Here is a 23,413-nt window from a genome sequence, read left to right as displayed (position 1 = left end):
GCCTAGATCAGGCCGTGCTTGCCGAGCAGGGTTTGGGTGTCTTCGAGGGTGTCCAGGTCGGCAAGATCGAGCTCGGGGTTCACGAGCGACTCGAGCGCGGGCAGGCCGGCCGGGGCTTCGATGCCGGAAATGAGCGGGTATTCGAAGGTTTCGTCGACGAAGTACTGCTGCGCATCGGCGCTCACGAGGTAGTCAATGAACTTGAGCGCATCGGCATCCGTGGCCGCGCCGCTGAGCAGGCCGGCGCCGGTGACATTCACGATCGAACCGGCATCACCGGCCTCGGGGTAGGACAGCTGGGCACGCATGTTCTCCGCGCCGGTTTCGGCGGCCTGGGCGAACCAGTAGTAGTGGTTGATGAGTCCGGCCTCGATCACGCCGTCATTGACGGCGGCGAGAATGGCGCGGTTGTTGTCGAAGATGACCGGGTCGTTGGCGGCGACGGCTTCGACCCACTGATCGGCGGCCGCTTCGCCGTTGAGCACTCGATAGGCGGTGACGAAGGCCTGGAAGCTCGCGTTGGTGGGCGCGATGCCGAATTTTCCGGCCCAGGCCGGGTCGGTGAAAGCGTCAACGGATGCCGGCACGTCGGCCGCCTGCAGCACCTCGCTGTCGTAGGCGATCACGCGGGCACGTCCGGTAACGCCCACCCAGGTGTCATCGGTCGAGGTGAATCCGGCCGGAACCGCGTCGGTTGTTGCGGCGGGCAGGGTTGCGAACAGGTCGGCGTTAGAGAGTGCGCCGAGCGCTCCGGCATCCTGCGCCAGAAAGACCTGGGCGGGAGTGGCGTCGCCCTCTTCGAGCAGCAGCGCGCCGAGCTCGGCGGTATTGCCGTAGCGCACATCGACGCTGATTCCGCTCTGCTCTTCGAACTGGTCGATGAGCGGCTGCACGAGCGCTTCGTCGCGGCCGGAGTACAGCGTGAAGGCGCCGTCACTGGATTCCGCCGTCGGCGCGGTGTCCGCAGCCTGAGTGCAGCCGGCGAGGGCAAGTACGGTGGCGCCAGCAACGAACGCGGCGACAGAGAGAGGGATGCGCATGTGACTCCAGTTCTGTGGGGCTTGAACTACCAAGGTAAGGCTACGCTAACCTCGCCGGGGGCGCTAATCGCGGTGCGAGCGCCGAGCCGTGAGTTTGAGTCGCCGAGCCGTGAGTCCTGAGTCGTTCCGGGCGAAATAGGAGATCAAACTCACGGCTCGGCGAGCGGGCAGTCCCTACACTCACGGCTCGGCGAGCGGATGCACCGGGCATCGTCGAGCGCGCGGGTCGCTGTCACACTCCCCCGACCTGCGGGCTTCCAATCGTTGTAGCCTTGCGGTAACTGTCCGTTGCCGAGGCCCGCCGCCGCTTGAGGATCCCGATGACTGAATCCCCCGTGACCGCCCGCTCGGCCCTGATCGGCTGGCGCACTGCCGTGTTCGCCGTGTTCTTCGTGTCCGGGCTCGGCCTGGCCAGTTGGATGTCGCGGGTTCCCGCCGTGCGCGACGGCCTCCAGCTCAATACCGCCCAGGTCGGCCTGCTCATCTTCGGACTCTCGGCCGGCTCGGTGCTCGGCCTGCTGATCGCGGCAGGCCTGCTGGCCCGGCTGGGCGCGCGCCGGGCCATGCTGCTGTGCGCCACACTATTAACCAGCGGCCTCGTGCTCATGGGCGCGGGGGTCAGCATCGTGCCGTCGGCCCCGTTCGTGTTCGCTGCCCTGGCCGTCTTCGGTATGGGCATCGGCGCCCTCGACGTTCTGATGAACGTCGAGGGCGCGGCGGCCGAGCGTGCCATCGGCCGCACACTCATGCCGCTCATGCACGCCTGCTTCAGCCTCGGTACGGTCGTCGGTGCACTCGGCGGCGCCGCGGCATCCGCTTTGCGCGTGTCGGTGTTCTGGCATCTGCTGCTCATCGCGGTACTTGTACTCGGCACGATCATCGTCGCGGTGCGGTATCTGCCCGCCGCCACCCCGCCCGCTGTCGCCACGGATGCCCCACCCCGGCTCTGGCGTGCGCGTCTGCGCGAGAGTCTCGCCGTCTGGCGGGATCGCAAACTGCTCTTGATCGGCGTGATCGTGCTCGGTATGACCTTCGCGGAGGGATCAGCCAACGACTGGCTCGCCCTCGCCTCGGTGGATGGCCACGGGCTCAGCAACACCGACGGTGCCATCGTGTTCGGCGTGTTCGTGACGGCGATGACCGTGGGCCGTGTGATCGGCGGGCCGCTGCTGGACCGGTTCGGGCGGGTGCTCGTGCTGCGCGTCTGCGCCGGGATCGGCATTGTCGGACTCGTGTTGTTCATTCTCGCGCCGACCACCCCGCTCATGTTCGTCGGCACCGTGCTCTGGGGCCTCGGCGCCTCGCTCGGGTTTCCGGTGGGCATGTCGGCGGCGGCCGACGACACCAGGAACGCGGCGGCGAGGGTGAGCGCCGTGGCCATCATCGGCTACTTCGCCTTTCTGGTCGGGCCGCCCGTGCTCGGCTTGCTCGGCGAGGCCTGGGGCATCCTCACTGCCCTGTACTTGATCGTGGCGCTAATGGTGCTGGCCGGGTTGGCGGCCCCGGCGGCGCGGCCGGCAGCATCCGGTGCCACCGATTCGCGCTCGCCCGGTTAAGATCGACCAGTGCGCCTTGTAATTGCGAAATGCTCCGTTGACTATGCCGGTCGTCTCAGCGCGCATCTGCCGCTGGCCACCCGACTGCTGATGATCAAATCCGACGGGAGCGTGCTCGTGCACTCCGACGGCGGCTCCTACAAGCCGCTCAACTGGATGAGCCCGCCCTGCTCGGTCACGATTTCCGAGCCGGATGGCGACCAGGCGGATGCCGGCATCACCGCCCTCTGGACCGTCACCCACGCCAAAACCGCCGACCAACTTGTGGTCAGCGTCTATGAGGTGCAGCACGACTCCAGGCACGAGCTCGGCATTGACCCCGGCCTGATCAAGGACGGCGCCGAGTCGCACCTGCAAAAGCTGCTGGCCGAGCACATCCACTTGCTGGGTGAGGGATTCACCTTTGTGCGCCGCGAATACATGACGGCCATCGGGCCCGTCGATATTCTCGCGCAGGATGCGACGGGTCGGTCCGTCGCGGTCGAGCTCAAGCGCAACGGCGACATCGATGGTGTCGAGCAGCTCACCCGCTACCTCGACCTGATGAACCGCGACCCGCATCTGGCGCCGGTCAGCGGGGTTTTCGCCGCGCAGACCATCAAGCCGCAGGCCCGCAAGCTCGCCGAGGATCGCGGCATCCGTTGCCTGTTGCTGGACTATGACGCCATGCGCGGCCTCGACGACACGGCGTCCAAACTGTTCTAGGCCGGGTTTCGAGTCGGGTTTCACGCCTGCCACACCCGTGGGCTCGGTGGCGAATTGTGGGCAAATGGGACTCGTTCCCGGTCGATCGCCTAAGCTATCCGGAATGAACGCAACTTTGACGCGCACCTGGAGCGCCATTCTCTTCGACCTCGACGGAACCATCACCGATTCCGCCCCGGCGATCACCAGCTCGTTGGCCCGCACGTTCGCGCAGCTCGGCCGCCCGATTCCGTCGGCCGCCGAATTGCTCGCCTATGTCGGACCGCCGATGCTCGCTGCCTTTCAGGAATATGCGGGCATGACCCCGGACGACGCCGCAGAGGCCATCGCCATCTACCGCGCCGATTACCACGGTGCCGCAGCGCTGGATACTGCTGTCTTTCCCGGAATCGCGGGGCTGCTCGAACGCATCCACGCGGCCGGAATTCCCCTCGCCCTCGCCACCAGCAAGCCCGAGCTGAGTGCGATCGCCATTCTCACGCACTTCGACCTCGCAAAATACTTCACGGCCATGGTCGGCGCATCCGCTGATGACAGCCGCAGCAACAAATCAGACATCGTCGCCGAAGCGTTGGCCCGTCTCGCCGCGACCGGCGTCGACACGAGTGGCGCGGTCCTGGTCGGCGATCGCAGCTACGACGCCATTGGCGCCGAGGCCAACGGAATTCCGGCGGTTCTGGTCGAGTGGGGCTATGGTTCCCCCGCCGAAGCCGCGTCGGCGACGGCCGTGGTGCACTCGACCGACCAGCTCGGCAAGCTGCTGCTCGGCTAGCTGCTGCTCGGCAAGCTGCTGCTCGGCAAGCTGCTGCTCGGCTAGGAGTCGAAGCCCAGGCCGAGGGCGTCGAGGGTCTTGAGCAGGGCGTTGCGCTTTCCGCGGTCGTGGTCGGCACGGTTGAGCGCCCACCGGGTCGCCTGAATGCCGGCGGATGCCGCGGGCTCCGGCGGGAACGGCAGCGGACGGCCCCGCACCATGGCCAGTTCCGTGCGCTCCGTGGTGCGGCCGGCCAGCTGGTCGAGCATGACCTGGGCCGCGAAGTGAGTGGCACCCACGCCGAGGCCGGTGAATCCTGCGGCGTAGCTGATGCGCCCGCCGCGGGCCTGGCCGAAAAACGCGCAGAACTGCGTGGACGTGTCGATCGCGCCGGCCCACTTGTGACTGAAGCGCACCCCGGCGAGCTGCGGAAACGTCGTGAAGAAGTGATTCGCCAGCTTCTCGAAGGTTTCCGGTCGGTTCTCGTAGCCGCTGCGCACCTTCCGGCCGTAGTGGTAAATAGCGTCGTAGCCACCGAACAGAATGCGGTTGTCGGCACTCAGCCGGTAGTAGTGAAATTGGTTGGCCAGGTCGGCCAGGCCCTGCCGGTTCTGCCAGCCGATCGCGGCAAGCTGCGCGGCATCGAGCGGCTCGGTCATGATCACGTAGTCGTAGACCGGCACGGTGGCCAGCTTGTTGCGCTTGAGCAGCGAGGGAAAGACGTTCGTGGCGAGCGCCGTCTTCTCGGCCGTCACGGTGCCGCCCGCGGTGACCACCCGGGTGCCCTGGCCGGGCGTGCGACCGGCGGTGTCCAGGTTCTGCACGAGGGAGTGCTCGAAGATTTCAACGCCAAGCTCGGTAGCCACGCGAGCCAGCTCGGCGGCCAACTTGCCCGGATGCACGAGAGCGTTGCTGCGCCGGTGCCAGACCCCCGCCAGATAGGTCGGCGACGACACCTCGGCCTGCACGGCCGCCGTGTCGAGGAACACAGTGTTTTGGTCGGTCGTTTCCTCGCGCAGCCACTCAATCTGGTGGTCTTCAATGGCCAGGTCGATGGAACCGGTGCGTTCGAAATCGCAGTCGAGACCGAGGCGGGCCACAGCCCTCTCAATCTCGTCGAGGTTTTCGTGGCCGAGTTCGGTCAATCGATCGAACTCCTGCGGCCAGCGACTCCGCCCGTTTTCTTCGCCGTGCGTGAGGCTTGCCTCGCAGAAGCCGCCATTGCGACCGGATGCCGCCCATCCGACCGTGCGCGCCTCCAGCAGTATCACCCGGGCGGCTGGATTCTGCTGCTTAGCCAGCACCGCGCTCCACAGGCCGAGATAACCGCCACCGACTATCGCGAGGTCGCAGTTCAGATCACCGGAAAGCCGAGGATACTGTGCGCGCGGCTCGAGATCTTCGAGCCAAAACGAGCCCTGCCGGGTGCCGGTCAGTGCTTCAGCGACAACGGATGCCGCCGGTCGAGCTCGGTCGAAAATGGTAGTGGTCATGTTCACGACGGGCGTCCTCTCGCGGCGACAATGCCGCCAACTGTCTCGGGCGCCACCAGCCTACCGGCGACCTGCGCCCCGCCCGCACATCCCCGCACCCGCGCATCCGCACGTCCGCACGTCCGCACACGTACACGTCCGCACACGTACACATCCGCACACGTACACATCCGCACACGTACACGTCCGCACACGTACACGTCCAACCGGGCCCGGGCCCGGCAAGTGGGCCCACGCTAGATCATGGGCCCGGTTGCCGGGCCCATGATCTAGCGTGTCCCTGCCGGAGGTGGGCGAGCATCCGCTGCGGGACCCCGCGGGTGCCCGCACCCGCGGAAGGAAGCTAGATAATGGCGGCACGCAGGGCGGCAGCGGCGGCGGCCGGGTCGTCAGCGCCGTAGATCGCGCCACCGGCAACGGCGACGGAGGCTCCGGCACGCTGTACCGATTTAATGGTCGCGAGGTTCACGCCACCGGCGAGCGAGAACGGAACCTTGGCGCTTTCGCCCTGGCTCAGCAGCTTGGCGAGCGAGAAGCCGGGCTCAGCCTGCTCGTCGAGTCCGGCGTGCATCTCCACGAACTGCGCGCCGAGCGCGATGGCCTCGCGGGCCCGGGCAACCTTATCGGCAACGCCGATGAGGTCGACGACGATGCCCTTGCCGTGCTTGGTCGCAGCGGCAACGGCACCGATGATGGTGCTGTCGCCGGCCGTGCCAAGCACGGTCACGAGGTCGGCTCCCGCGGCGAAGGCGATGTCGGCTTCGAGCTCGCCGGCATCCATCGTTTTGAGGTCGGCGAAAACGATCTTGTCGGGGTGCGCGGCCTTGATCGCGGTGACGGCACGCAGCCCCTCGGCCTTGATCAGCGGGGTGCCGAGCTCGATGATGTCCACGTGCGGGGCAACCTGGGCGGCGAGTGCGAGCGCGGCGTCGGTGGTCAATACGTCCATTGCAACCTGAAGCTTCAAAAGGTTCTACTTTCTGTTGGGGTGGTTTTCATTGCCCGGGCCCGGGCCCGGAAAGTGGGCCCATGATCTAACCTGGGCCTGGTTTCCGGGCCCGGGCCCGGTGGGTATTATTCGAGGTTGGCGTGGCGGGGCCAGAGCTCGGCGGCCGTGGCCCCGCTCCGGTGCCAGAGGGTGTGAAACAGGGCATCGCCCACGAGGAGCACGGCCTGCTCGAACAAGCCGCCCGAGTATTGCGCCGACATCTGCCCGGCGTGGTCCTGCTTGGCGGCCGCGGGAATGACCACGGTCACCGCAGCGACCCGGCCCAGTGGCGAATCGGGCGCCGTCGTGAGCGCGACGATACTCGCCCCCACGCCGTGAGCCGTCTCGGCGGCGCGCACGATGGCGCCCGTCGTTCCGGATCCGCTCGCCACCAGCAGCACGTCATTCGACGCGATCGCCGGGGTGGTCACCTCGCCGACCACGTGCACCGTACGGCCGAGGTGCATCAGTCGCATCGCGGTCATCTTCAGCGCCAGTCCCGAGCGGCCGGCTCCGAGCACAAAAATGCGCGGAGCCGCCGCGAGCAGTCCGGCCGCATCATCAAGCGATGAAGCGGATGCCGCCCCCAGCGCGTCGGCGACGCGGCTGTTCTCCGAGAGAATAAGGTCGAGGGCATCCGTTGTGCCCGGAATGGTTGCGGTATCGGTCATAGGTCAATGGTCCACTCCTTCGAGCAGGGATGCGGCCCGCCAAAGGAACGGTTTTCCTACTCAAACGAATGGTTTTCTACGACTTACGGAGCGGTTCGGATAGGCTCGGGAAATGACGCTCCCCGCTATTTCTCCCGTGCAGACGCTGCAGACGGCACAGACCGCACAGACAGCGCGTTCGGCAGCGGCCGAACGCTCCATGCTCATTGCCGACCTCACCGACGCGCACGCGACCACGCTGGAATCGCTGCTCGCCGTGCTGCGCTCGCGCAGCACGAGTGACCCCATAGCGCGTCAACAGGCCACCGATCTGGCCGCGGCGGCGATGGTCGCCCTGCGCGCGGTGAGCGACCTCGACCGCAGCCTCACCGAGGAACCGGTGGCCCGCGCCTTCGAACGGCTGCGCGACGACCTGCGCCCGCTCGTGCGGTTCGGCGACGTCGACGTGCAGTTCGTGGAGCCACCGGTGAACGGTCGCGCCCTGCCCGGCGAAGTCGCCCACGAGGCCCGTGCCATCGTTCGCGGAGCTGTACTGGCCCTGGTCGAACAAGCCGGTGTGGCGCGGGTGCGGGTGCAGTGGGACTGCGACGGCAGCAACCTGCTCATTCGCATTCGGGACGACGGACCGGGCGACCTCGATGCCGAAGTGCCGAGCGTGCGCCAACTGGCCGCTCGCGTCGTGGCGCTCAGCGGCACGCTCAGCGTGGAGTCGACCGCCGGATGGGGATCCGAAATGGCGGTATCGCTCCCGCTCGACGCGCCCACGGCATCCGTCACCGGCGCCGCAGCCTGGGGTCTCAGCCCGCGCGAACGCGGTGTGCTCCAACTCGTCGCCTCGGGCGCGCGCAACAAGGCGATCGCCGAGGCCCTGACCATCAGCGAGAACACTGTGAAGTTTCACGTGGCCAACCTGTTGCGCAAGGTCGGTGCCTCGAGCCGGGCCGAGCTGGCCGCGCTCGCCCGCTGACGCTAGGGTGAAGGAGTCAGAAGACACACCACCACGGGAGCGCGCACCAGCGAGCTGAGAGGACGGCCAGGGCCGTCGACCGTTGAACCTGTCCGGGTAATGCCGGCGTAGGGAGTTCCACGCAATGCGCACAAATGACGCTACGACCATGTCACAAACCGTGACAACCGGTCCGATCCAGGGCAGCAGCAAACGTCACGAACCCGTGCCGGGCTGGCCCGGACTACACATTCCGGTTCGCCGGGTCAACCTGAGCAACGGCGAACACTTCGACCTGTACGACACCTCCGGCCCCTACACCGACGAAGCGGCCACCATCGATCTTGACGCCGGTCTGGCGAAGACACGGGATGGCTGGGAGCATCCGCTGCCCATCGACGGAGCGGCCACCCAGCTGGTCTGGGCCCGGGCTGGCATGGTCACGCCCGAGATGGCCTATATCGCCGCCCGCGAGGGCGTCTCGGTCGAACTCGTGCGAGATGAGGTGGCCCGCGGTCGGGCGGTCATTCCGGCCAACCGGATGCACCCCGAAAGCGAGCCGATGATCATCGGCAAGGCCTTCACCGTGAAAATCAACGCGAACATCGGCAACTCGGCCGTGACCTCATCCATCGCCGAAGAGGTCGAGAAAATGGTTTGGGCCGCCCGCTGGGGCGCCGACACCCTGATGGACCTCTCGACCGGCAAAGATATCCACCTCACCCGCGAGTGGATCATGCGCAACTCGCCCATCCCCGTGGGCACCGTACCGCTCTATCAGGCCGTAGAGAAGGTCAACGGAGACCCGGCCCTGCTGACCTGGGAGATCTATCGGGACACCGTGATCGAACAGTGCGAGCAGGGCGTCGACTACATGACCGTGCACGCCGGCGTGCTCCTGCGCTACGTGCCACTCACCGCCAACCGGGTCACCGGCATCGTCTCGCGCGGCGGCTCAATCATGGCGGCCTGGTGCCTTGCGCACCACGAGGAGAGCTTTCTGTACACCCACTTCGTGGAGCTCTGCGAAATTCTGCGCCGCTATGACGTGACCTTCTCGCTCGGCGACGGCTTGCGCCCGGGGTCGATCGCCGATGCCAACGACGAGGCCCAGTTCGCCGAGTTGCGCACGCTCGGCGAACTGACGAAGATCGCAAAATCCCATGGTGTGCAGGTGATGATCGAGGGGCCCGGCCACGTGCCGATGCACAAGATCGTCGAGAACGTGCGCCTCGAGGAGGAACTCTGCGAGGAAGCCCCGTTCTACACGCTTGGCCCGCTCGCGACCGACATCGCGCCGGCCTACGACCACATCACGAGCGCCATCGGCGCGGCCATCATCGCCCAGGCCGGTACCGCCATGCTCTGCTACGTCACGCCCAAGGAACACCTCGGCCTGCCCAACCGTGACGACGTGAAGACCGGCGTGATCACCTACAAAATTGCCGCCCACGCCGCCGACCTGGCCAAGCAGCATCCGCGCGCGCAGGAACGCGACGACGCCCTCAGCCTGGCCCGCTTCGAGTTTCGCTGGGCCGACCAGTTCGCGCTCTCGCTCGACCCCGACACCGCGCAGAGCTTTCATGACGAGACGCTGCCAGCCGCCCCGGCCAAGGCCGCCCATTTCTGCAGCATGTGCGGGCCCAAGTTCTGTTCCATGCGCATTTCAGCGGATGTGCGGGTGTACGCCGAAGAGAACGGCCTGACCAGCCTCGAGGCGATCGAGGCCGGCATGGCCGAAAAATCGGCGGAATTCACCCGCCTCGGCAGCTCGGTCTACCTGCCGCTGCGGGTTCTCTCGGCAGACGAACACTGAGTTCAGCCAACACCGAGCGGGGTCGTTCCTTCTGAGCACCGGGCTAGTTCAGCCCGTTTGCCCTGGCGACCCCGCCCAGCCAGGCCAGGCTCGGTTTCGGCGTGCGCACGAAAGTCTCACGGTCGACCGCGATGAGACCGAAGGTCGGCCGATACCCGCTCGCCCACTCGTAGTTGTCGAGTGCACTCCAGTGCTCGTAGCCGATCACCTCGATACCATCCTCGATTGCGGCGTGCAGGCCGCGCAGCGCGGCATCCGTGTAGGCGATACGGCGGGCATCATCCGCGGTCGCGATGCCGTTCTCGGTCACGAACACCGGCACATGCTCGGTTAGCTCCCACGCGGCGCGCACGCCGAGTTCGAGCGCGGGGGGAAAATACTCCCAGCCGGTGAGCGTCGTCTCGACGTCATCGCGCACCGGGATCGGCCCGTCGGGGCCGATGAACGTGCGGGTATAGGCCTGCACACCGATGAAGTCGTCGCCGCGGGCGTTCTCGAGGTACCAGTCGTCACTCGGGTAGGCGTACTCTCGAAGTTTCTCGTCGGCGCCGGGCTCCCCGGTCGAGTGGAATGCCTGGGTCGCGACCGTCCATCCGCTCTTCAGTCCAGAAATCGACGAGAGCACCTCGCGCGAAGCCTTGTGGGAGGCGAGCAGGGCATCCGCCACCTGCAAATCGGGTCGCGGCAGCCCGAAAGCGACGAGGTTTGCGGCGGTCTCGCCACCAGCGAGCATCGCGGCGATATTGGGCTCATTGATGGTGCAGACAAAGTCCACGTCGGCCACGATCGGCAACGCCGCCTCGGTAAAGCGCGCGAACAGGTCGGGGGCGTCAGGATTGCGCCAAAAGCCGCGCTCGAACATCCACTGCGGCACGGTGAAGTGCAAGAGCGAGACTACGGGGTTCAGACCGAACTCACGGGCAGTATCGACCATGCGGCGGTAATGGTCGATCTCGGCCCGCGAGATGAATCCGGGCTCCGGTTCGATGCGGCTCCATTCCAAACTGAATCGGTAGGAGTTCAGACCGGCATCGGCGAGCAAGCGCATGTCTTCGCGATAGCGGTGATAGCTGTCCATCGCGTCGCCGCTCGGCTCCACGATGCTGGTTCCGGCAGCGTGCTCCTTAACCCACCAGTCGTTGTTCGTGTTGTTGCCCTCAACCTGGTGTGCGGCCGTGGCTGCCCCCCAGAGAAAGCCGTTCGGAAAATTCAGCATGGTGCTCCTAGCTAGTGGTAAAAAAATCATTGGCCAACCTGCGGGTGCGGAATCGCTTCGAGCAATCTCACGGTGTAGTCGTCTTGCGGGTTTTGCAAAACGGATGCAGTCTCCCCCTCCTCGACGACGGCCCCCTGATTCAGCACCATGATCTGATCGGTCACGAGTCGGGCACTGAGCAAATCGTGGGTGATGTAGAGCATGCTGACGCCCCAGGTTTCGCGCAGGCTGTCCAGTAGCGCGAGCACTCCCGCCCGCAGCGACACGTCAAGCATGGAAACCGGCTCGTCGGCGATGATGACCTGCGGGTCGCTCGCGAGCGCTCGCGCAATCACCACGCGCTGGCGTTGCCCGCCGGACAGCTGGTGCGGAAGCCGGGCCGCGAACTGCTCGACCGGGGTCAACCCAACGGTGTCGAGCAGTTCGAGCATGCGCCGCCGGGCGTCCTTCCCACGCCGATTCGAGAAGTTCAGAATGGGTCGGGTGAGAATGTACTCGACAGTGTGCAGCGGGTTGAGCGCCGCGTACGGGTCTTGAAACACCATCTGCACCTCGGTGTGCAGGCGCTTGAGTGAGCGTCGTTTGATCGCGTCGATCTGCAGATCGCCGAAGCTGATCGTGCCGCTGGTCGGCCGTTCCACGCCGGTGATCATCTTGGCGATCGTGCTCTTGCCGCTGCCACTGGCTCCCACAAGCGCCATCGACGCGCCCGGTTCCAGCCGAAAAGACACATCTTTCACGGCGCGCACGGCGTCCTCCCCGCGCCGCGGCGGCGGGTAGGTCTTGCTGACCCCGGTGACCACGATGGCCTCGCGCGCTGCTCGGCCCTCACGGCTCGCCACCGCGACGGTCGATTTCGCTCCCGTCGCTCCGCGAACAGCGAGGCCTGGTACTTCGACGACCTCAGCACGTGGGTCGCCATAGTGACTGAGCAACATCTGGGTATAGGCATGCTGCGGCGCGGCCAGAATCGCCGCCGCTGTATTGTCTTCGACGACGACTCCCTCGTGCATGACCATGACCCGTTCGGTCACCTCGAGCACCATGCCCAGGTCGTGGCTGATCAACACGGCGGTAAAGCGCTCAGACGCCTGCAGCTCACGAATCGTATTCATGACTGCGTGCTGCACGAGCACGTCGAGGGCTGTCGTCGGTTCGTCGAAAATCATCAGTTTGGGTTCGAGCGACAGGGCGAGTGCGATCGATACCCGCTGCCGCATTCCGCCGGAGAGCTCGCCCGAGAACCGGTCGAGCACACTCGAGGGCAGCTCCACCTTGCCGACCAGTTCCGCCGCGCGGGCCTCCCGATCGGCGCGCGGCACATGCCCGTGCGCGGCAAAAATGTCGTAAAAGTGGTTGCGAATGCTGCGCACCGGGTTGAGCGCGTTCATTCCCGACTGCAGCACCATCGCAAACCCGCCGTGCCGTTGCACCCGCAATTCGGCCGGACTGAGGTTGGCGATGTCGACGCCGTTGAAGAGGATGCTGCCAGCGCTGATCCGTGCGGGCGGTTTGGACAGCCCCGTCAACGCGAAGCCCAGCGTCGATTTTCCCGACCCGCTCTCGCCGACCAGTCCGACGAAGTCTCCCTGCTGCAGGTCAAAGTTGGCGCCGACGACGGCCGGAACCGGTTCGCCGCTGCGCGGCTCGTAGACCACCGACAGGTCGCGCACGCTCAACAGCGGCTCATTCCTGGCGTTCATCGGTTCGCTCCTTCTCGCAAGCGCGGATTGCTCAGGCCATCCACGCCGAAGTTGATCAAGCTCAGCGACGTCGCGAGCAGGGAGATGCAGAGGCCCGGAGCAAACAACAAGATCCACTGGCCGGTGAGCAGGGCGTTGCTGTTCTGCGCCCAGAACAGCATGGTGCCCCAGCTGATCGTGGTGGAGTCTCCGAGGCCCAAAAACTCCAGCCCGGCTTCAGCGAGGATAGCGGCGGTCGCTGCCCCGAAGAAGCTACCCACAATGAGCGAGGTCATGTTCGGAAGAATCTCCCGAAACACGATGCGGGCCGGGCTGTCACCGCTGAACACGGCCGCCGTCACGAAGTCGCGGCTCCGCAGCGATTGGGTCTGTGAGCGCAACACTCGTGCCCCCACGCCCAGCCGGTAATGACGACCACGAAGATGATCATGCCGATGCCGCCGTTTTGCAGGTAGGCGGCGATCACGATCATGAGCGGCAGTGCCGGAATCACCAGAAACAGGTTGACCACAAAGTTGATCACGTCGCCGGTGATATTGCGCAAGTAGCCCCAGGTGAGGCCGATCGTGACGGCGATGATGGTCGAGAGCAAACCCGCCACGAAGCCAACGAACACCGACGTGCTCGCACCGTGAATAATCTGGGAGAGTACATCCTGACCGGCAGCGGTCGTGCCCATCCAGTGCGCGGCGCTGAAGTCCTCGCTGCGCCCAAAGCTGTTGTCGGTCGGATCGTAGGGGGCGATGAGCGGCGCGAACACGGCGAGCACCACGAAGAAGCCGAGAAGGGCCACGCCCACTCGCGCCTTCGGTACGCTCCAAATCGTGGCGACGGCCCGCCAGAGCACCCGTAGCGGGCTCGTCGCGGGCGGTACATCCGCTTGTTTGCGCGTGACCATAACGGCGTGGGTGCCGCGTTCGGAGGGGTCGTGGGTGGGAGTAGTCATCGCCTCGTCCTCGGATCCAGGATGCCGTACAAAATGTCGACAATGAAGTTGGCCATCAGCACGCTGATGGTGATGATGAGAAACAGGCCCTGCATCAACGGAAAGTCCTGGTTGACGACAGCGGTATAGAGCAGGTAGCCAACGCCGGGGTAGTTAAACACCCGCTCGACCAGCAGGGAACCACCCACGACGCCACCGAGTGCAAGACCGAAGCTGGTGAGGTTCGGCAAAATTGCATTGCGAGCGGCGTAGCGGATGGCCACGGTTCCTGGCTTGAGCCCGTTCGCTTCCGCAAAGGTCACGTAGTCGTCGCCGAGCGTATTGATCATCGTGCTGCGCATGCCGAGGATCCAGCCGCCGAGCGAGGTGATGAGGATGGTCGTTGCCGGCAGAATGGAATGGTAGAGCGCGTCGAGCAGAAATTCGCCGGTGAAATCGACCGTACCGCCGCTGCGGTACGCCCCGCTGGTGGGGAACCAGCCCGCCACATAGCCCAGAAAAAACAAGAGGAGCAGGGCGGTCCAAAAGTAGGGGAACGCGCTGGCGAACGTGCCGCCGACGGTCGGCAGAGTGTCCAGCCAGGTGCCACGTTTCCACGCGGCGAGCACCCCCAGCAGGGTTCCGGCGATGAACGCAATCACCGTGACGAGGCCGACGAGCACGAGAGTCCACGGTAGGGCCGCGCCGACCAGGCCGGCAACGCTCTGCGGGAAGAACGTGTACGAGACACCGAAGTCGAAGTGGGCCACGTTGTTCAGATATTGCAGGTACTGGTCGACCATGCTGCCGGTCGGGACGCCGAGCTGGGCCTCGATCGAAGCGCGGGTAGCCGAGCTGACCGGCCCGTTCTGGGCCAGTTTGGCTATCGCCGCGTCGGCCGGGGACCCGGGCATCAAGCGCGGCAGCAGAAAGTTCAGCGTGATGGCCGCCCACAGTGTGAGCACCAGCAGACCGACCTTCGTGAGCAGAAAACGCACGGTTCCTTCACCTTTCTATCGTGCTGTCGCCGGTCAGTGGAGGTCTGAAGACGGCATGACGGTGGCGAGATCGCCACGGGCTGATGGCCACGCCTGCCGAGACCGCCCACACGAGCGGGGCGATCTCGGCAGCGGTACGGCTACTTCGCCTTTTCGAGGTGAGTGAGAATGAGCAGGGGCGTGGAGTTGTAGGTGTTCGGCGGTGCGTACGGATCGTCGGCACTCGGCCAGCCCGTGTAGTTCGCGTCGCTGTACAGCCCCCAGAGGCCGCCGTAGAACATGCTGATCACGGGCAGCTGGTCGTACACCGTCTGTTCGAGCTGCCCGGCGATGTTCTTCTGCTCGGCCTCATCGGTCGAGGCCTTGAACCTGGCCAGCAACGCGTCGGTGTCGGCGTTGCTGAACCGCCCGAAGTTACCGGTCGTCGTCGTTCCGACGGGTGTGGCGAACTCGCTGTTGAGCAATAGGTTCATGTCCTGAAACACGCTGCCACTTCCGCCGAATCCGGTCATGGCCATGTCGAAGTCTCCGTTGCCGAGCGACTCATAGTAGGCGGCCGGCTGCGGCTGGCTGAGTTTCACGTCGATGCCCATGGCTCCCAGCTGCGACTGCACGGTCTGCAATCCCTGCAACCAGTCGGTGTAGCCGTTGGCGGTCATGATATTGATCGACACCTGGGCGCCGTCAGCGTCGACGAGCTTGTCGCCGTTCATCGTGTACCCGGCCTTCTCGAAGGCCGCGAGGGCGGCGCCGGAGTCCTGGGCGACCTGGCCACCATCCGGCAGGTCAGCGCTAAGCCAGGCTTCCTGGTTGGGCAATAGGAGACCGGACTGACCGGCCGCGTCAACGTATCCTTGCTCGGCATCCGTTGCGATCTTCGCACGATCCAGCGCGAGGCTCAGCCCCTGCCGAAAATTCACATCGTTGTACGGGGCCTTGGTGAGGTTGGGCACGAGGGCGATGGTGCCGCCCGGCGGAAACCAGTATTTGTTGTGCTGTTCGTCGGCCTTGACCCAGGTGCCCTCAACGTCGGTGATGAAGGCGTAGGCCCAGTCGTAGCCGTTATTGACGACGTCGAGCTGGCTGTTCGCGGCCGGAAGCACGAGCTTTTCCACGGCAACCTTGTCGGCCTGCCAGTACGTCTCGTTCTTCTTGAGCGTGTACTGGTTAGGCGTGAACTCATCGAGCACGTACGGGCCGGTCGCGACCGGATCTTCGTTCGTGAAAGTGAGCGGGTCGGCGACATCCTTCCAGATATGCTCCGGAACGATGAGCTGCTGGTCAATGATCGACGCGGCCGGTACGTCTTCGGAGCTCAGGTGGAACACCACTGTGTCGCCGTCAACCTCAAGACTCTCGATGTGCTGCCACATTCCCTTGTTGTCGAGGGCCGGAGTTTTCTTGATCAGGTCGAACGTGAAGGCCACATCGGCGGGAGTGAACTCCACGCCATCGGACCAGGTCACGCCCGTGCGGATCGTGTAGATGATGGTCTTGGCGTCTGGCTGGGTGTACCCGGTCGCCAGAAACGGGGTGGCCTTGCCGTCCAGAGTGTTAATGACCTGGAGCGGCTCGTACATGTACGTGGCCGTCACGCGCTTGCTCGTGGAGAAAGGGTTGAAGTTTCTCTCGAATGTGGGCGAACCGTTGTCGGCCGCAATGAGCATCGACCCATCGGCCGAACTCGCGCCGGACTTGGCGGTGTTGATGCTGCAGGCGCTGGTCGCCAGCACAGCGGCCACGCCGATCACGGCTAAAACCGTGCGGGTGCCGCGCCGTCTCAAATGCTTCATTGCAATGCCTTCTTTCGCGTCGTCCTTGACCCTGACCGGTCACGCTCCTATCGGAATGTGTGCCCGTTCGAGATCCACTGTAAGCGCATACATCCTGCCGCGCAAGTCCTTTTTTCAAGTTTCCCGCCGCCCCCCTGCGGCCGGGCTGAATGAACTAGCCCAAGCGTGACCCGAATATCTGTGCGGCCACGAGCGGCTTGACCGTGGCCGCAAAGTGCCGGTCGACGAAGTAGCCCTTGACGCGGTCATGCAGCAGCTCGTTGGTGATCGCGGCCATGGTCATCGACTGGTCGAGGGAGAGGTAGCGATCCGCCACCGTGCCGCTCTGGGTCGCCACAGCGTCATAGAACCCGCCCGGACCGTACGAATCAAAGTCTGTCTTCAGATTCGCAAGGTTCTTCAGAGCCGCAGTCTGGTCGTAGGCGAGGGCGAGAAAGGAGGCGTGCGGGGTCACCACGCCGTCACCGAACGTCGGTGTCGGGTTGGTGGCCTCGCGGCATCCGTCATAGCCGCCATCAACGTCGGTGCGCTGGCGGTCGGAAGCATAGCCGTCGCTCGACATGCCGATGCCCTCGACACCGTACTCGGCATATTCGCCGAACGGGTCGCTCGCCGGGGAGAAGCCCCAGTAGCCGTACCGTGTTTCGTCGAGGCCGTGTTCAACCTGGGCTCGCACCGAAGCTGGGTGATTCACACCCCAGGATCGCGGACCCCACTGAGCTTCGGGCACGAACAGATCGGGCATTAACGCCTCGAACATGCTGCCGCCCCAGGCTGGAACGAGCGACATTCCGCGGTAGGAGTAGACCCCTTCATAGACCGAGACACCGAGATACTCGCGGGTGACCCCGGTCGGCTTTTGCTCCTGCCAGGAGTAGTCGCAGCCCTCGTCGGGCATCGTGCGCACGGTGCCGTAGTAGGCCTCCGGCGGAATCTGGCCATTGCTGATGCCGAGATAGGTCGCAATCCGCGCCTCGCTCACCGTCGTGTCGTACCAGTGGCAGGTGTAGTACACGTCGGGTCCGTCGTCACCGTAGTTGCCCGGAATGTTGCAGCCAGCCGGTGGCACGACCCAGAACCCGCCGCGGTTCAGGCCGGCTTCGGGACGTGCAGCGAGGTCGTGAAAGTAGCCAAAGTCCATGCTGTCATAGAGCGCGTCGGCCGAGCTCGCCAGTCGGGGTTCGGCCGCAGCGACGACGCGGAAGGCGGCGGCGAGCCACCCGTTGTCGACGGTGCTCAGAAACGGATCAACCGGGTCGCCACTGTCTGGCCAGGTCGTGAGCTTGTGACCGTCGAGGCGCGAATACCAGTTGTAGTACATGCCGCTCGGCGCGTGCCGCTCGATCACCGAGAGGGTCTTCAGCGTCGTTTTCATCCGCTGATAGGCCTCGTTCTTACTGATGATTCCTAGATCACGCGCCGATATTGTCGACCACAGATAGCCGCCGATATTCGTGGGGCTGGTGTTTTCGCTGGCTACAGTCAGGTCGCCGGAGAGCTTGTCGGCGGGTAGACCTGTTTTCTTGTCGGTCATGGCTGCCAGCGACGTCCAGGTGTCCTGCGCATAGCCCCGCAGGACCGTGTCGGCGCCGCCGGTCTCGTTATGACCTCCGCCGGAGGAACCGGCCTGGCCGGGGGCGGCAATCGCGCTCGGCGCCATGAGCAGGGTGCCCGTTACGAGTGCGGCGGCCAGCGCCAGCACCTTCGATGATCGTTTCACAGCAGTGTCCTTCGTGTCGTCGTTGACGGAGCAGCTTGTTCGGTGAGGGGGGAGGATGCGTGCCCATCGGCCACCCAGCGCCTCCGCCGAGTGTATGCGCATACAGTTTCGGTTGCAAGCATCGTCAATCGGCGCCGAAACTCAGCTCGACGAGTCGACGGGCCCTTCGGAACTCTCACGCAGCAGCACCTTGACGGGGAGCCGCACAGAGATGGGCGGCTGCTTCGGATCCTCCAATCGACTGAGCATCACCCGCATGGCCGCCCGACCGAGGTCGACCATGGGCTGGCGCACGGTCGTCAGACGCGGCGACGACGTTTGACCGGCTTCGATACCGTCGAAGCCGGTCACAATCACCTCGTCGGGCACCCGCACACCGTGCGCTCGCAAGACGTCGAGGGCGCCCAGAGCCATCTGATCATTGCCGCACACGAGGGCGCGCGGCAGCTTGCCGTCGTTCACTAGTTGCGTCGCGACCTCGCGCCCACGCTGCCTGGAGAATCCGCCGTGCAAGACGGGCCGGGCATCCGGATCCAGCCCACGCGAATGCAGCGCCTGCCGAAAGCCCGAATACCGCTCGGCGCCGTCGGGCGAGTCGTCCGGGCCGGCCACGTAGGCAAAATCCGTCACGGCCAAGGAATCGAGCAGATGGGTCGTGAGCGCGCCCATGCCCTCGGAGTTGCTGACACTGACGTGGTCATAACTATCGCCGCGCCGTGGTCCGGCGATTAACACGATCGGAATACGCCTCGACACGTGCTGGAGCACGGAGTCAGGAATGCTCTGCGCGAGCACGGCCATCCCATCGACACGGCCGGCAATATCATTGACCATATCGGCAGGGTAAGCCACCCGCCCCACGCCGACCATGAGGGCGAAACCCTGCCGCCACGCCTCCAGCTCGCTGCCGCGGAGCACCTCGTCAAAATACAGGTTCGGCGGTCGCACCAGACCGGAATCGGGAATATCCTGAACTACCTCAACGAGACTCGACGCATCGAATTCACCGTCGTCCAGCTCTTCCATGGCATCAAGGTTCGGAAAGTAGAGACCAAGAACGCCGGTGCGACGCGCGGCCAGCCCCCGAGCATTGGCACTGGGGACATATCCGAGTTCCGCGACCGAAGCGAGCACTTTATCTCGAGTGGATGCGCGTACATCGTCGGGACGACGAAGTACGCGAGAGACGGTTGCGATCGACACCCCCGCGTGACCAGCCACGTCGTACACGGTCGATGCCTTGGCCACGGTGCCCTCCAATGATCGTGCGCGCGCTGCATTTCTCATCCTATAACCCCAAAAATCCACGCCGGCCACGCTCGCCCTTGGCAAGGTACTGAAGTTTACGTTTGCCGTTCCGTGCTAATTTCGCCAGACCATGTCTGATCCGTCTGCCCCAACCGCGCCGAACGATTTCGGGCGCTCTGCCTCCCCCAGGCCAACGGATGCCCGCAGCCGTGTCGCCGTCGCCGACATTGCCGTGGGGCTTTTTCACGCCCAGGGCTATGAAGCCACAAGCACCACGCAAATCGCCGCGGCCGCCGGGGTGTCCCGCAGCACCTTCTTTCGTCAGTTCCGGTCGAAAGACGACGTGATCTTCGCCGATCACGACGAGCTGCTCGAGCAGATCGATGACTATTTCGCGGCCGCGCATCCTGATCCCTGGCTGGCCGTCTGCGAAGCAGCGACCCTCGTGTTCGAGCGATTTCGGGAGCGACTGGAGATCGTACGGGCGCGGGATCTGCTCGTGCGCCAGACATCCGTTCTGCGGGATCGCGAAACGGTCATGGTGTCGCGCTACGAAAAGACCTTCTCGTCGTATCTCCGGCGAAGCCTGCCCGAGGTGGACCCGGTCATTGCGATTCAGTTCGCAGCGGCCGTCACCGCCACGCACAACTTCGAACTGCGCCACATGATCCGCGGCAGTGACTCCAGCAAGCTGCTCGATGCGGCCGGTCTCGCTGCCGAGTTACACGCCGTACGCCATCGCTTCGATCCCGCTGGCGCCACGGTCGAGGCCACGGCCACCCCCGCCAGCGAACTGCTGGTCGCCGTCTTTCCTGCCTCCGCACTCCCGGAAGATGTCGCACGCGCGATCGAGAATCGTCTTCGATTCCCAGCAACCTGACACTCAGTGTCACTTGACGTGACACTCAGTGTCAGGTAGAACTGTAGGCACACCCGCTACTGCGAAAGGCAATGATGCCCGATTACGACGTCTCCGCACCGCTCGACACCGATTACTACGGCGTATTCGCCGATGTTCCAGACGCCGATCGCGCCTTCTGGAGCCGGGCACGCACCTTTGCGGTGGAGACACTCGACGAGCTCACCGAGGCCTGGGACAAAGCGGAGTACCCGCTGCACCTGGCTCGTCGCCTCGGCGAGCTCGATCTGCTCACCGATGGCGTCGAGGGACCGGGACTGACCCCGATGTCGCCGCTCGCTGCCGGCCTGGTGAACATGGAGATCTCGCGCGGAGACGGGTCGATGGGAACCGTCGTCGCCGTGCAGGGCGGACTCGCCCTGCGCAGCATCGCGATGTTCGGCAGCGACGAACAGAAGGCCACCTGGCTGGTGCCCCTGGCCCGCGCCGAGAAGCTGGGCGCCTTCGCCCTGACGGAACCGGACCACGGCTCGGATTCGGTGGCCCTGGAGACCACCGCCCACCGCGACGGTGACGAGTGGGTCATCAACGGCGAAAAGAAGTGGATCGGCAACGGATCGGTCGGCGACGTGACCGTGGTCTGGGCCCGCGACGATGACGGCAACGTGCGCGGTTTTCTGGTCGACCAGTCCCTGCCCGGCTACCACGGCGAGACCATGACCGGCAAGGGTTCGCTCCGCGCCGTGCACCAGGCCCGCATCACCCTCACCGACGTGCGCGTTCCGCTCGACGCCGTACTGCCGGGCACGCACACCTTCAAGGACACCGCCGTCGTGCTCTTCGCCACCCGCCTCGGGGTGGCTTGGTCGGCGCTCGGGCATGCCACCGCGGTCTTTGAGGCAGCGCTCAGCTACGCCCAGCAGCGCGTGCAGTTCGGCAAGCCGCTTGCCGGATTCCAGATCGTGCAGGAACGACTCACCCTCATGCTCTCCGAGCTCACCTCGATGCAGCTGCACTGCATGCGCCTGTCCGAGCTCGATGCGGCCGGCACTCTGCGTCCTATCCAGGCCAGCCTGGCCAAGTTTCACAACACCCGGGCAGCGCGCAATCTGGCGTCCATCGCCCGCGACATGCTCGGCGGCAATGGCATCCTGCTGGAGAACCACGTCATTCGGCACCTCGCCGACATCGAATCCATTCACACCTACGAAGGCACCGAGAGCATTCAGTCACTGCTCATCGGTCGTGATCTGACCGGGGTCAGCGCCTTCCACTAGGCACCCCTTACGCTTTCGCTTCATCCCTCCTACGTGTAGGCAAACCTTTCGGACAAAGGAGTCCCCGTGATTGACCTTTCGACAATGCTCAGCAGCACCGGATCACCCAATGACTCACCGCTCACGCCGATGCGGTTTCTGCAGCGCAGCGCCGAAGTATTCCCCAACAAGGATGCGATCATTTACGGCGATCGTCGGTACAGCTACCTGGAATTCTCCCGGGCGGCAGAGCGGATGGCCCACGCCATCCGCTCCCGCATCAATCCGGGCGATCGCGTTATATTCCTCGCGCCGAATATACCCGAGATGCTCATCGCTCACTACGCGGTTCCACTGGCCGGCGGTGTGCTCGTCGCGTTGAATTCCCGGCTGGCCGGGCCGGAGGTGCACTACGTTCTGGAGCACTCCGAGGCTGCCCTGCTGTTCATTGACGCCGAGCTGGTCGGCGGTGTCGGCAACGCCTTCGCGGCATCCACTGCACTGACGGGGGTCATTGAAATCTCCGACGGTGAGTTCGGCGTCACCGAAAGCGGCCTCGATGTCGGCCAGCAGACGCTCGAATCCTTTCTGGCCGAGGCTGACAATGACTCCGATGAGCCGCTGGCCTGGGAAGTCACCGACGAGCGCGGCGTGATCTCGATCAATTACACCTCGGGCACGACCGGCAAGCCCAAGGGCGTCATGTACTCCCACCGCGGCGCGTACCTCAACTCCTTTGGCGAGGTGTTCCACAACAAGTTCACGAGCGATTCGGTCTACCTGTGGACCCTGCCCATGTTCCACTGCAACGGATGGTGCACGCCCTGGGCCGTCACGGCTGCCGGGGCCACCCACGTCTGCCTGCGCACGGTGCGTGCCGAATCGGTCTGGTCGGCCATCGATACCCTCGGCGTGACCAACCTGTGCGGCGCTCCCACCGTGTGCGGCGTCATCGCCAACGCACCGATGAAGCACAAGCTGGAGACCCCGCTCGCGATCACGACGGCCGGCGCCCCGCCATCGCCGAGCGTGATCGAGCAGTTGGACACGCTCGGCATCACGGTCGTGCACGTCTACGGCCTGACCGAGGTCTACGGCCCGTACACGATCTGCGAATACCAGCGTGAGTGGGACGATCTGCCCGCGGAGGAACGTGCCCGCAAGATTTCCCGCCAGGGTGTTGGCATGGTGCAGGCCGAATCGGCACGCATCGTTGACGCCGACATGCGCGACGTTCCAGCCGATGCCCAGACGATCGGCGAGATCGTCCTGCGCGGCAATAACGTCATGCTCGGCTATTTCAAGGACCGCCAGGCCACCGCCGAGGCCTTCCGCGGTGGCTGGTTTCATACCGGCGACCTCGGTGTCATGCACGCCGACGGTTACATCGAGATCAAGGACCGGGCCAAGGACATCATCATCTCGGGCGGCGAGAACATTTCTACGATCGAGGTGGAGAACGCCATGTTGACCCACGCGACGGTGCTCGATGTGGCTGTCGTGGGAATACCGCATCCCAAGTGGGGCGAGCGGCCCAAAGCTTACGTCGTGCTGCGGCCCGACCATATCTCCACCGAGGTCGATCTGCTCACGCACACCCGCACCCTCATCGCGGCTTTCAAGGTGCCCGACTTCGTCACCTTCGTCGATGCCCTGCCGCGCACGGCCACCGGCAAGATCATGAAGGTCGTGCTGCGCGATCTGCCCGAAGAGAGCGTGCCGAAATAGT

Annotated in this window: 20 protein-coding genes; 8 read left to right on the top strand and 12 right to left on the bottom strand. The window is 65.0% G+C overall.

Annotation, left to right across the window (positions count from 1 at the left end):
- Window positions 1-2: 2 nt before the first annotated feature.
- Window positions 3-1,040 carry an iron ABC transporter substrate-binding protein gene (locus QMK22_RS05440; RefSeq protein ID WP_283496606.1) on the bottom strand — a complete coding sequence of 346 codons (1,038 nt, stop codon included), beginning with the start codon at window positions 1,038-1,040 and terminating at the stop codon, window positions 3-5.
- A 320-nt stretch (window positions 1,041-1,360) separates the two neighbouring features.
- On the opposite strand from QMK22_RS05440, the gene QMK22_RS05435 reads away from it, so the two are divergent.
- The 3 genes from QMK22_RS05435 to QMK22_RS05425 all read left to right on the top strand — a co-directional run bounded on the left by QMK22_RS05435 (window position 1,361) and on the right by QMK22_RS05425 (window position 4,073).
- Window positions 1,361-2,596, top strand: coding sequence for an MFS transporter (locus QMK22_RS05435; RefSeq protein WP_283496605.1), 1,236 nt, complete (start codon window positions 1,361-1,363; stop codon window positions 2,594-2,596).
- 9 nt (window positions 2,597-2,605) lie between these two features.
- Window positions 2,606-3,301: an endonuclease NucS gene (gene nucS, locus QMK22_RS05430; protein ID WP_283496604.1), complete on the top strand. Its 696-nt coding sequence runs from the start codon at window positions 2,606-2,608 to the stop codon at window positions 3,299-3,301.
- Between the two features lie 103 nt (window positions 3,302-3,404).
- Window positions 3,405-4,073, top strand: a complete 669-nt coding sequence (locus tag QMK22_RS05425; protein WP_283496603.1) for an HAD hydrolase-like protein — start codon at window positions 3,405-3,407, stop codon at window positions 4,071-4,073.
- Window positions 4,074-4,114: 41 nt separating this feature from the next.
- On the opposite strand, the gene QMK22_RS05420 is transcribed toward QMK22_RS05425, so the two are convergent.
- From QMK22_RS05420 to hxlB, 3 genes are all read right to left on the bottom strand, one after another.
- A complete protein-coding gene (locus QMK22_RS05420; protein ID WP_283496602.1) occupies window positions 4,115-5,545 on the bottom strand; it encodes an NAD(P)/FAD-dependent oxidoreductase in 1,431 nt (476 codons plus the stop codon).
- Window positions 5,546-5,888: 343 nt separating this feature from the next.
- Window positions 5,889-6,512 (bottom strand): 3-hexulose-6-phosphate synthase, encoded by a 624-nt coding sequence (gene hxlA / locus QMK22_RS05415; RefSeq protein ID WP_283496601.1) that lies wholly within the window; start codon window positions 6,510-6,512, stop codon window positions 5,889-5,891.
- A 107-nt stretch (window positions 6,513-6,619) separates the two neighbouring features.
- Window positions 6,620-7,204 (bottom strand): 6-phospho-3-hexuloisomerase, encoded by a 585-nt coding sequence (gene hxlB, locus QMK22_RS05410; RefSeq protein ID WP_283496600.1) that lies wholly within the window; start codon window positions 7,202-7,204, stop codon window positions 6,620-6,622.
- 112 nt (window positions 7,205-7,316) lie between these two features.
- Here hxlB and QMK22_RS05405 point away from each other — a divergent pair, with 112 nt between their 5' ends.
- Both QMK22_RS05405 and thiC read left to right on the top strand, forming a co-directional pair.
- Window positions 7,317-8,171 carry a LuxR C-terminal-related transcriptional regulator gene (locus QMK22_RS05405; protein WP_283496599.1) on the top strand — a complete coding sequence of 285 codons (855 nt, stop codon included), beginning with the start codon at window positions 7,317-7,319 and terminating at the stop codon, window positions 8,169-8,171.
- 148 nt (window positions 8,172-8,319) lie between these two features.
- Window positions 8,320-9,966: a phosphomethylpyrimidine synthase ThiC gene (gene thiC, locus QMK22_RS05400; RefSeq protein WP_283496598.1), complete on the top strand. Its 1,647-nt coding sequence runs from the start codon at window positions 8,320-8,322 to the stop codon at window positions 9,964-9,966.
- Between the two features lie 43 nt (window positions 9,967-10,009).
- Here thiC and QMK22_RS05395 read toward each other — a convergent pair whose 3' ends face one another.
- From QMK22_RS05395 to QMK22_RS05360, 8 genes are all read right to left on the bottom strand, one after another.
- The gene (locus QMK22_RS05395) at window positions 10,010-11,182 is read right to left on the bottom strand and encodes a glycoside hydrolase family 1 protein (RefSeq protein ID WP_283496597.1); all 1,173 of its coding nucleotides are present in this window, start codon (window positions 11,180-11,182) and stop codon (window positions 10,010-10,012) included.
- Window positions 11,183-11,208: 26 nt separating this feature from the next.
- Window positions 11,209-12,885 (bottom strand): ABC transporter ATP-binding protein, encoded by a 1,677-nt coding sequence (locus tag QMK22_RS05390; RefSeq protein WP_283496596.1) that lies wholly within the window; start codon window positions 12,883-12,885, stop codon window positions 11,209-11,211.
- Complete coding sequence (locus QMK22_RS05385; RefSeq protein ID WP_283496595.1) at window positions 12,882-13,226, bottom strand: ABC transporter permease subunit; 345 nt, start codon at window positions 13,224-13,226, stop codon at window positions 12,882-12,884. Before QMK22_RS05385 ends, QMK22_RS05390 begins: the two co-directional genes overlap by 4 nt.
- Window positions 13,223-13,831 (bottom strand): ABC transporter permease, encoded by a 609-nt coding sequence (locus tag QMK22_RS05380; RefSeq protein WP_283496594.1) that lies wholly within the window; start codon window positions 13,829-13,831, stop codon window positions 13,223-13,225. The genes QMK22_RS05385 and QMK22_RS05380 overlap by 4 nt, the downstream gene beginning before the upstream one ends.
- A complete protein-coding gene (locus tag QMK22_RS05375) occupies window positions 13,828-14,808 on the bottom strand; it encodes an ABC transporter permease (protein ID WP_283496593.1) in 981 nt (326 codons plus the stop codon). Before QMK22_RS05375 ends, QMK22_RS05380 begins: the two co-directional genes overlap by 4 nt.
- Window positions 14,809-14,948: 140 nt before the next feature.
- Complete coding sequence (locus QMK22_RS05370) at window positions 14,949-16,601, bottom strand: ABC transporter substrate-binding protein (RefSeq protein WP_283496592.1); 1,653 nt, start codon at window positions 16,599-16,601, stop codon at window positions 14,949-14,951.
- 154 nt (window positions 16,602-16,755) lie between these two features.
- On the bottom strand, window positions 16,756-18,321 hold the full coding sequence (locus QMK22_RS05365; protein WP_349360641.1) for a glucoamylase family protein: 1,566 nt from the start codon (window positions 18,319-18,321) through the stop codon (window positions 16,756-16,758).
- Window positions 18,322-18,462: 141 nt separating this feature from the next.
- A complete protein-coding gene (locus tag QMK22_RS05360; RefSeq protein ID WP_283496591.1) occupies window positions 18,463-19,569 on the bottom strand; it encodes a LacI family DNA-binding transcriptional regulator in 1,107 nt (368 codons plus the stop codon).
- A gap of 130 nt (window positions 19,570-19,699) precedes the next feature.
- Between QMK22_RS05360 and QMK22_RS05355 the strand changes: the two genes are divergently transcribed.
- The 3 genes from QMK22_RS05355 to QMK22_RS05345 all read left to right on the top strand — a co-directional run bounded on the left by QMK22_RS05355 (window position 19,700) and on the right by QMK22_RS05345 (window position 23,412).
- A complete protein-coding gene (locus QMK22_RS05355) occupies window positions 19,700-20,449 on the top strand; it encodes a TetR/AcrR family transcriptional regulator (RefSeq protein WP_283496590.1) in 750 nt (249 codons plus the stop codon).
- Between the two features lie 71 nt (window positions 20,450-20,520).
- Window positions 20,521-21,705 (top strand): acyl-CoA dehydrogenase family protein, encoded by a 1,185-nt coding sequence (locus tag QMK22_RS05350; protein WP_283496589.1) that lies wholly within the window; start codon window positions 20,521-20,523, stop codon window positions 21,703-21,705.
- A 66-nt stretch (window positions 21,706-21,771) separates the two neighbouring features.
- Complete coding sequence (locus QMK22_RS05345; protein WP_349360638.1) at window positions 21,772-23,412, top strand: AMP-binding protein; 1,641 nt, start codon at window positions 21,772-21,774, stop codon at window positions 23,410-23,412.
- The last annotated feature ends 1 nt before the right edge of the window (window position 23,413 follow it).

The organism is Cryobacterium sp. PH29-G1, assembly GCF_030063365.1.
Taxonomy (GTDB): Bacteria; Actinomycetota; Actinomycetes; order Actinomycetales; family Microbacteriaceae; genus Cryobacterium.
Note: the sequence above shows the minus strand (reverse complement) of the source record. Positions and strands in the feature narration are given on the sequence as shown.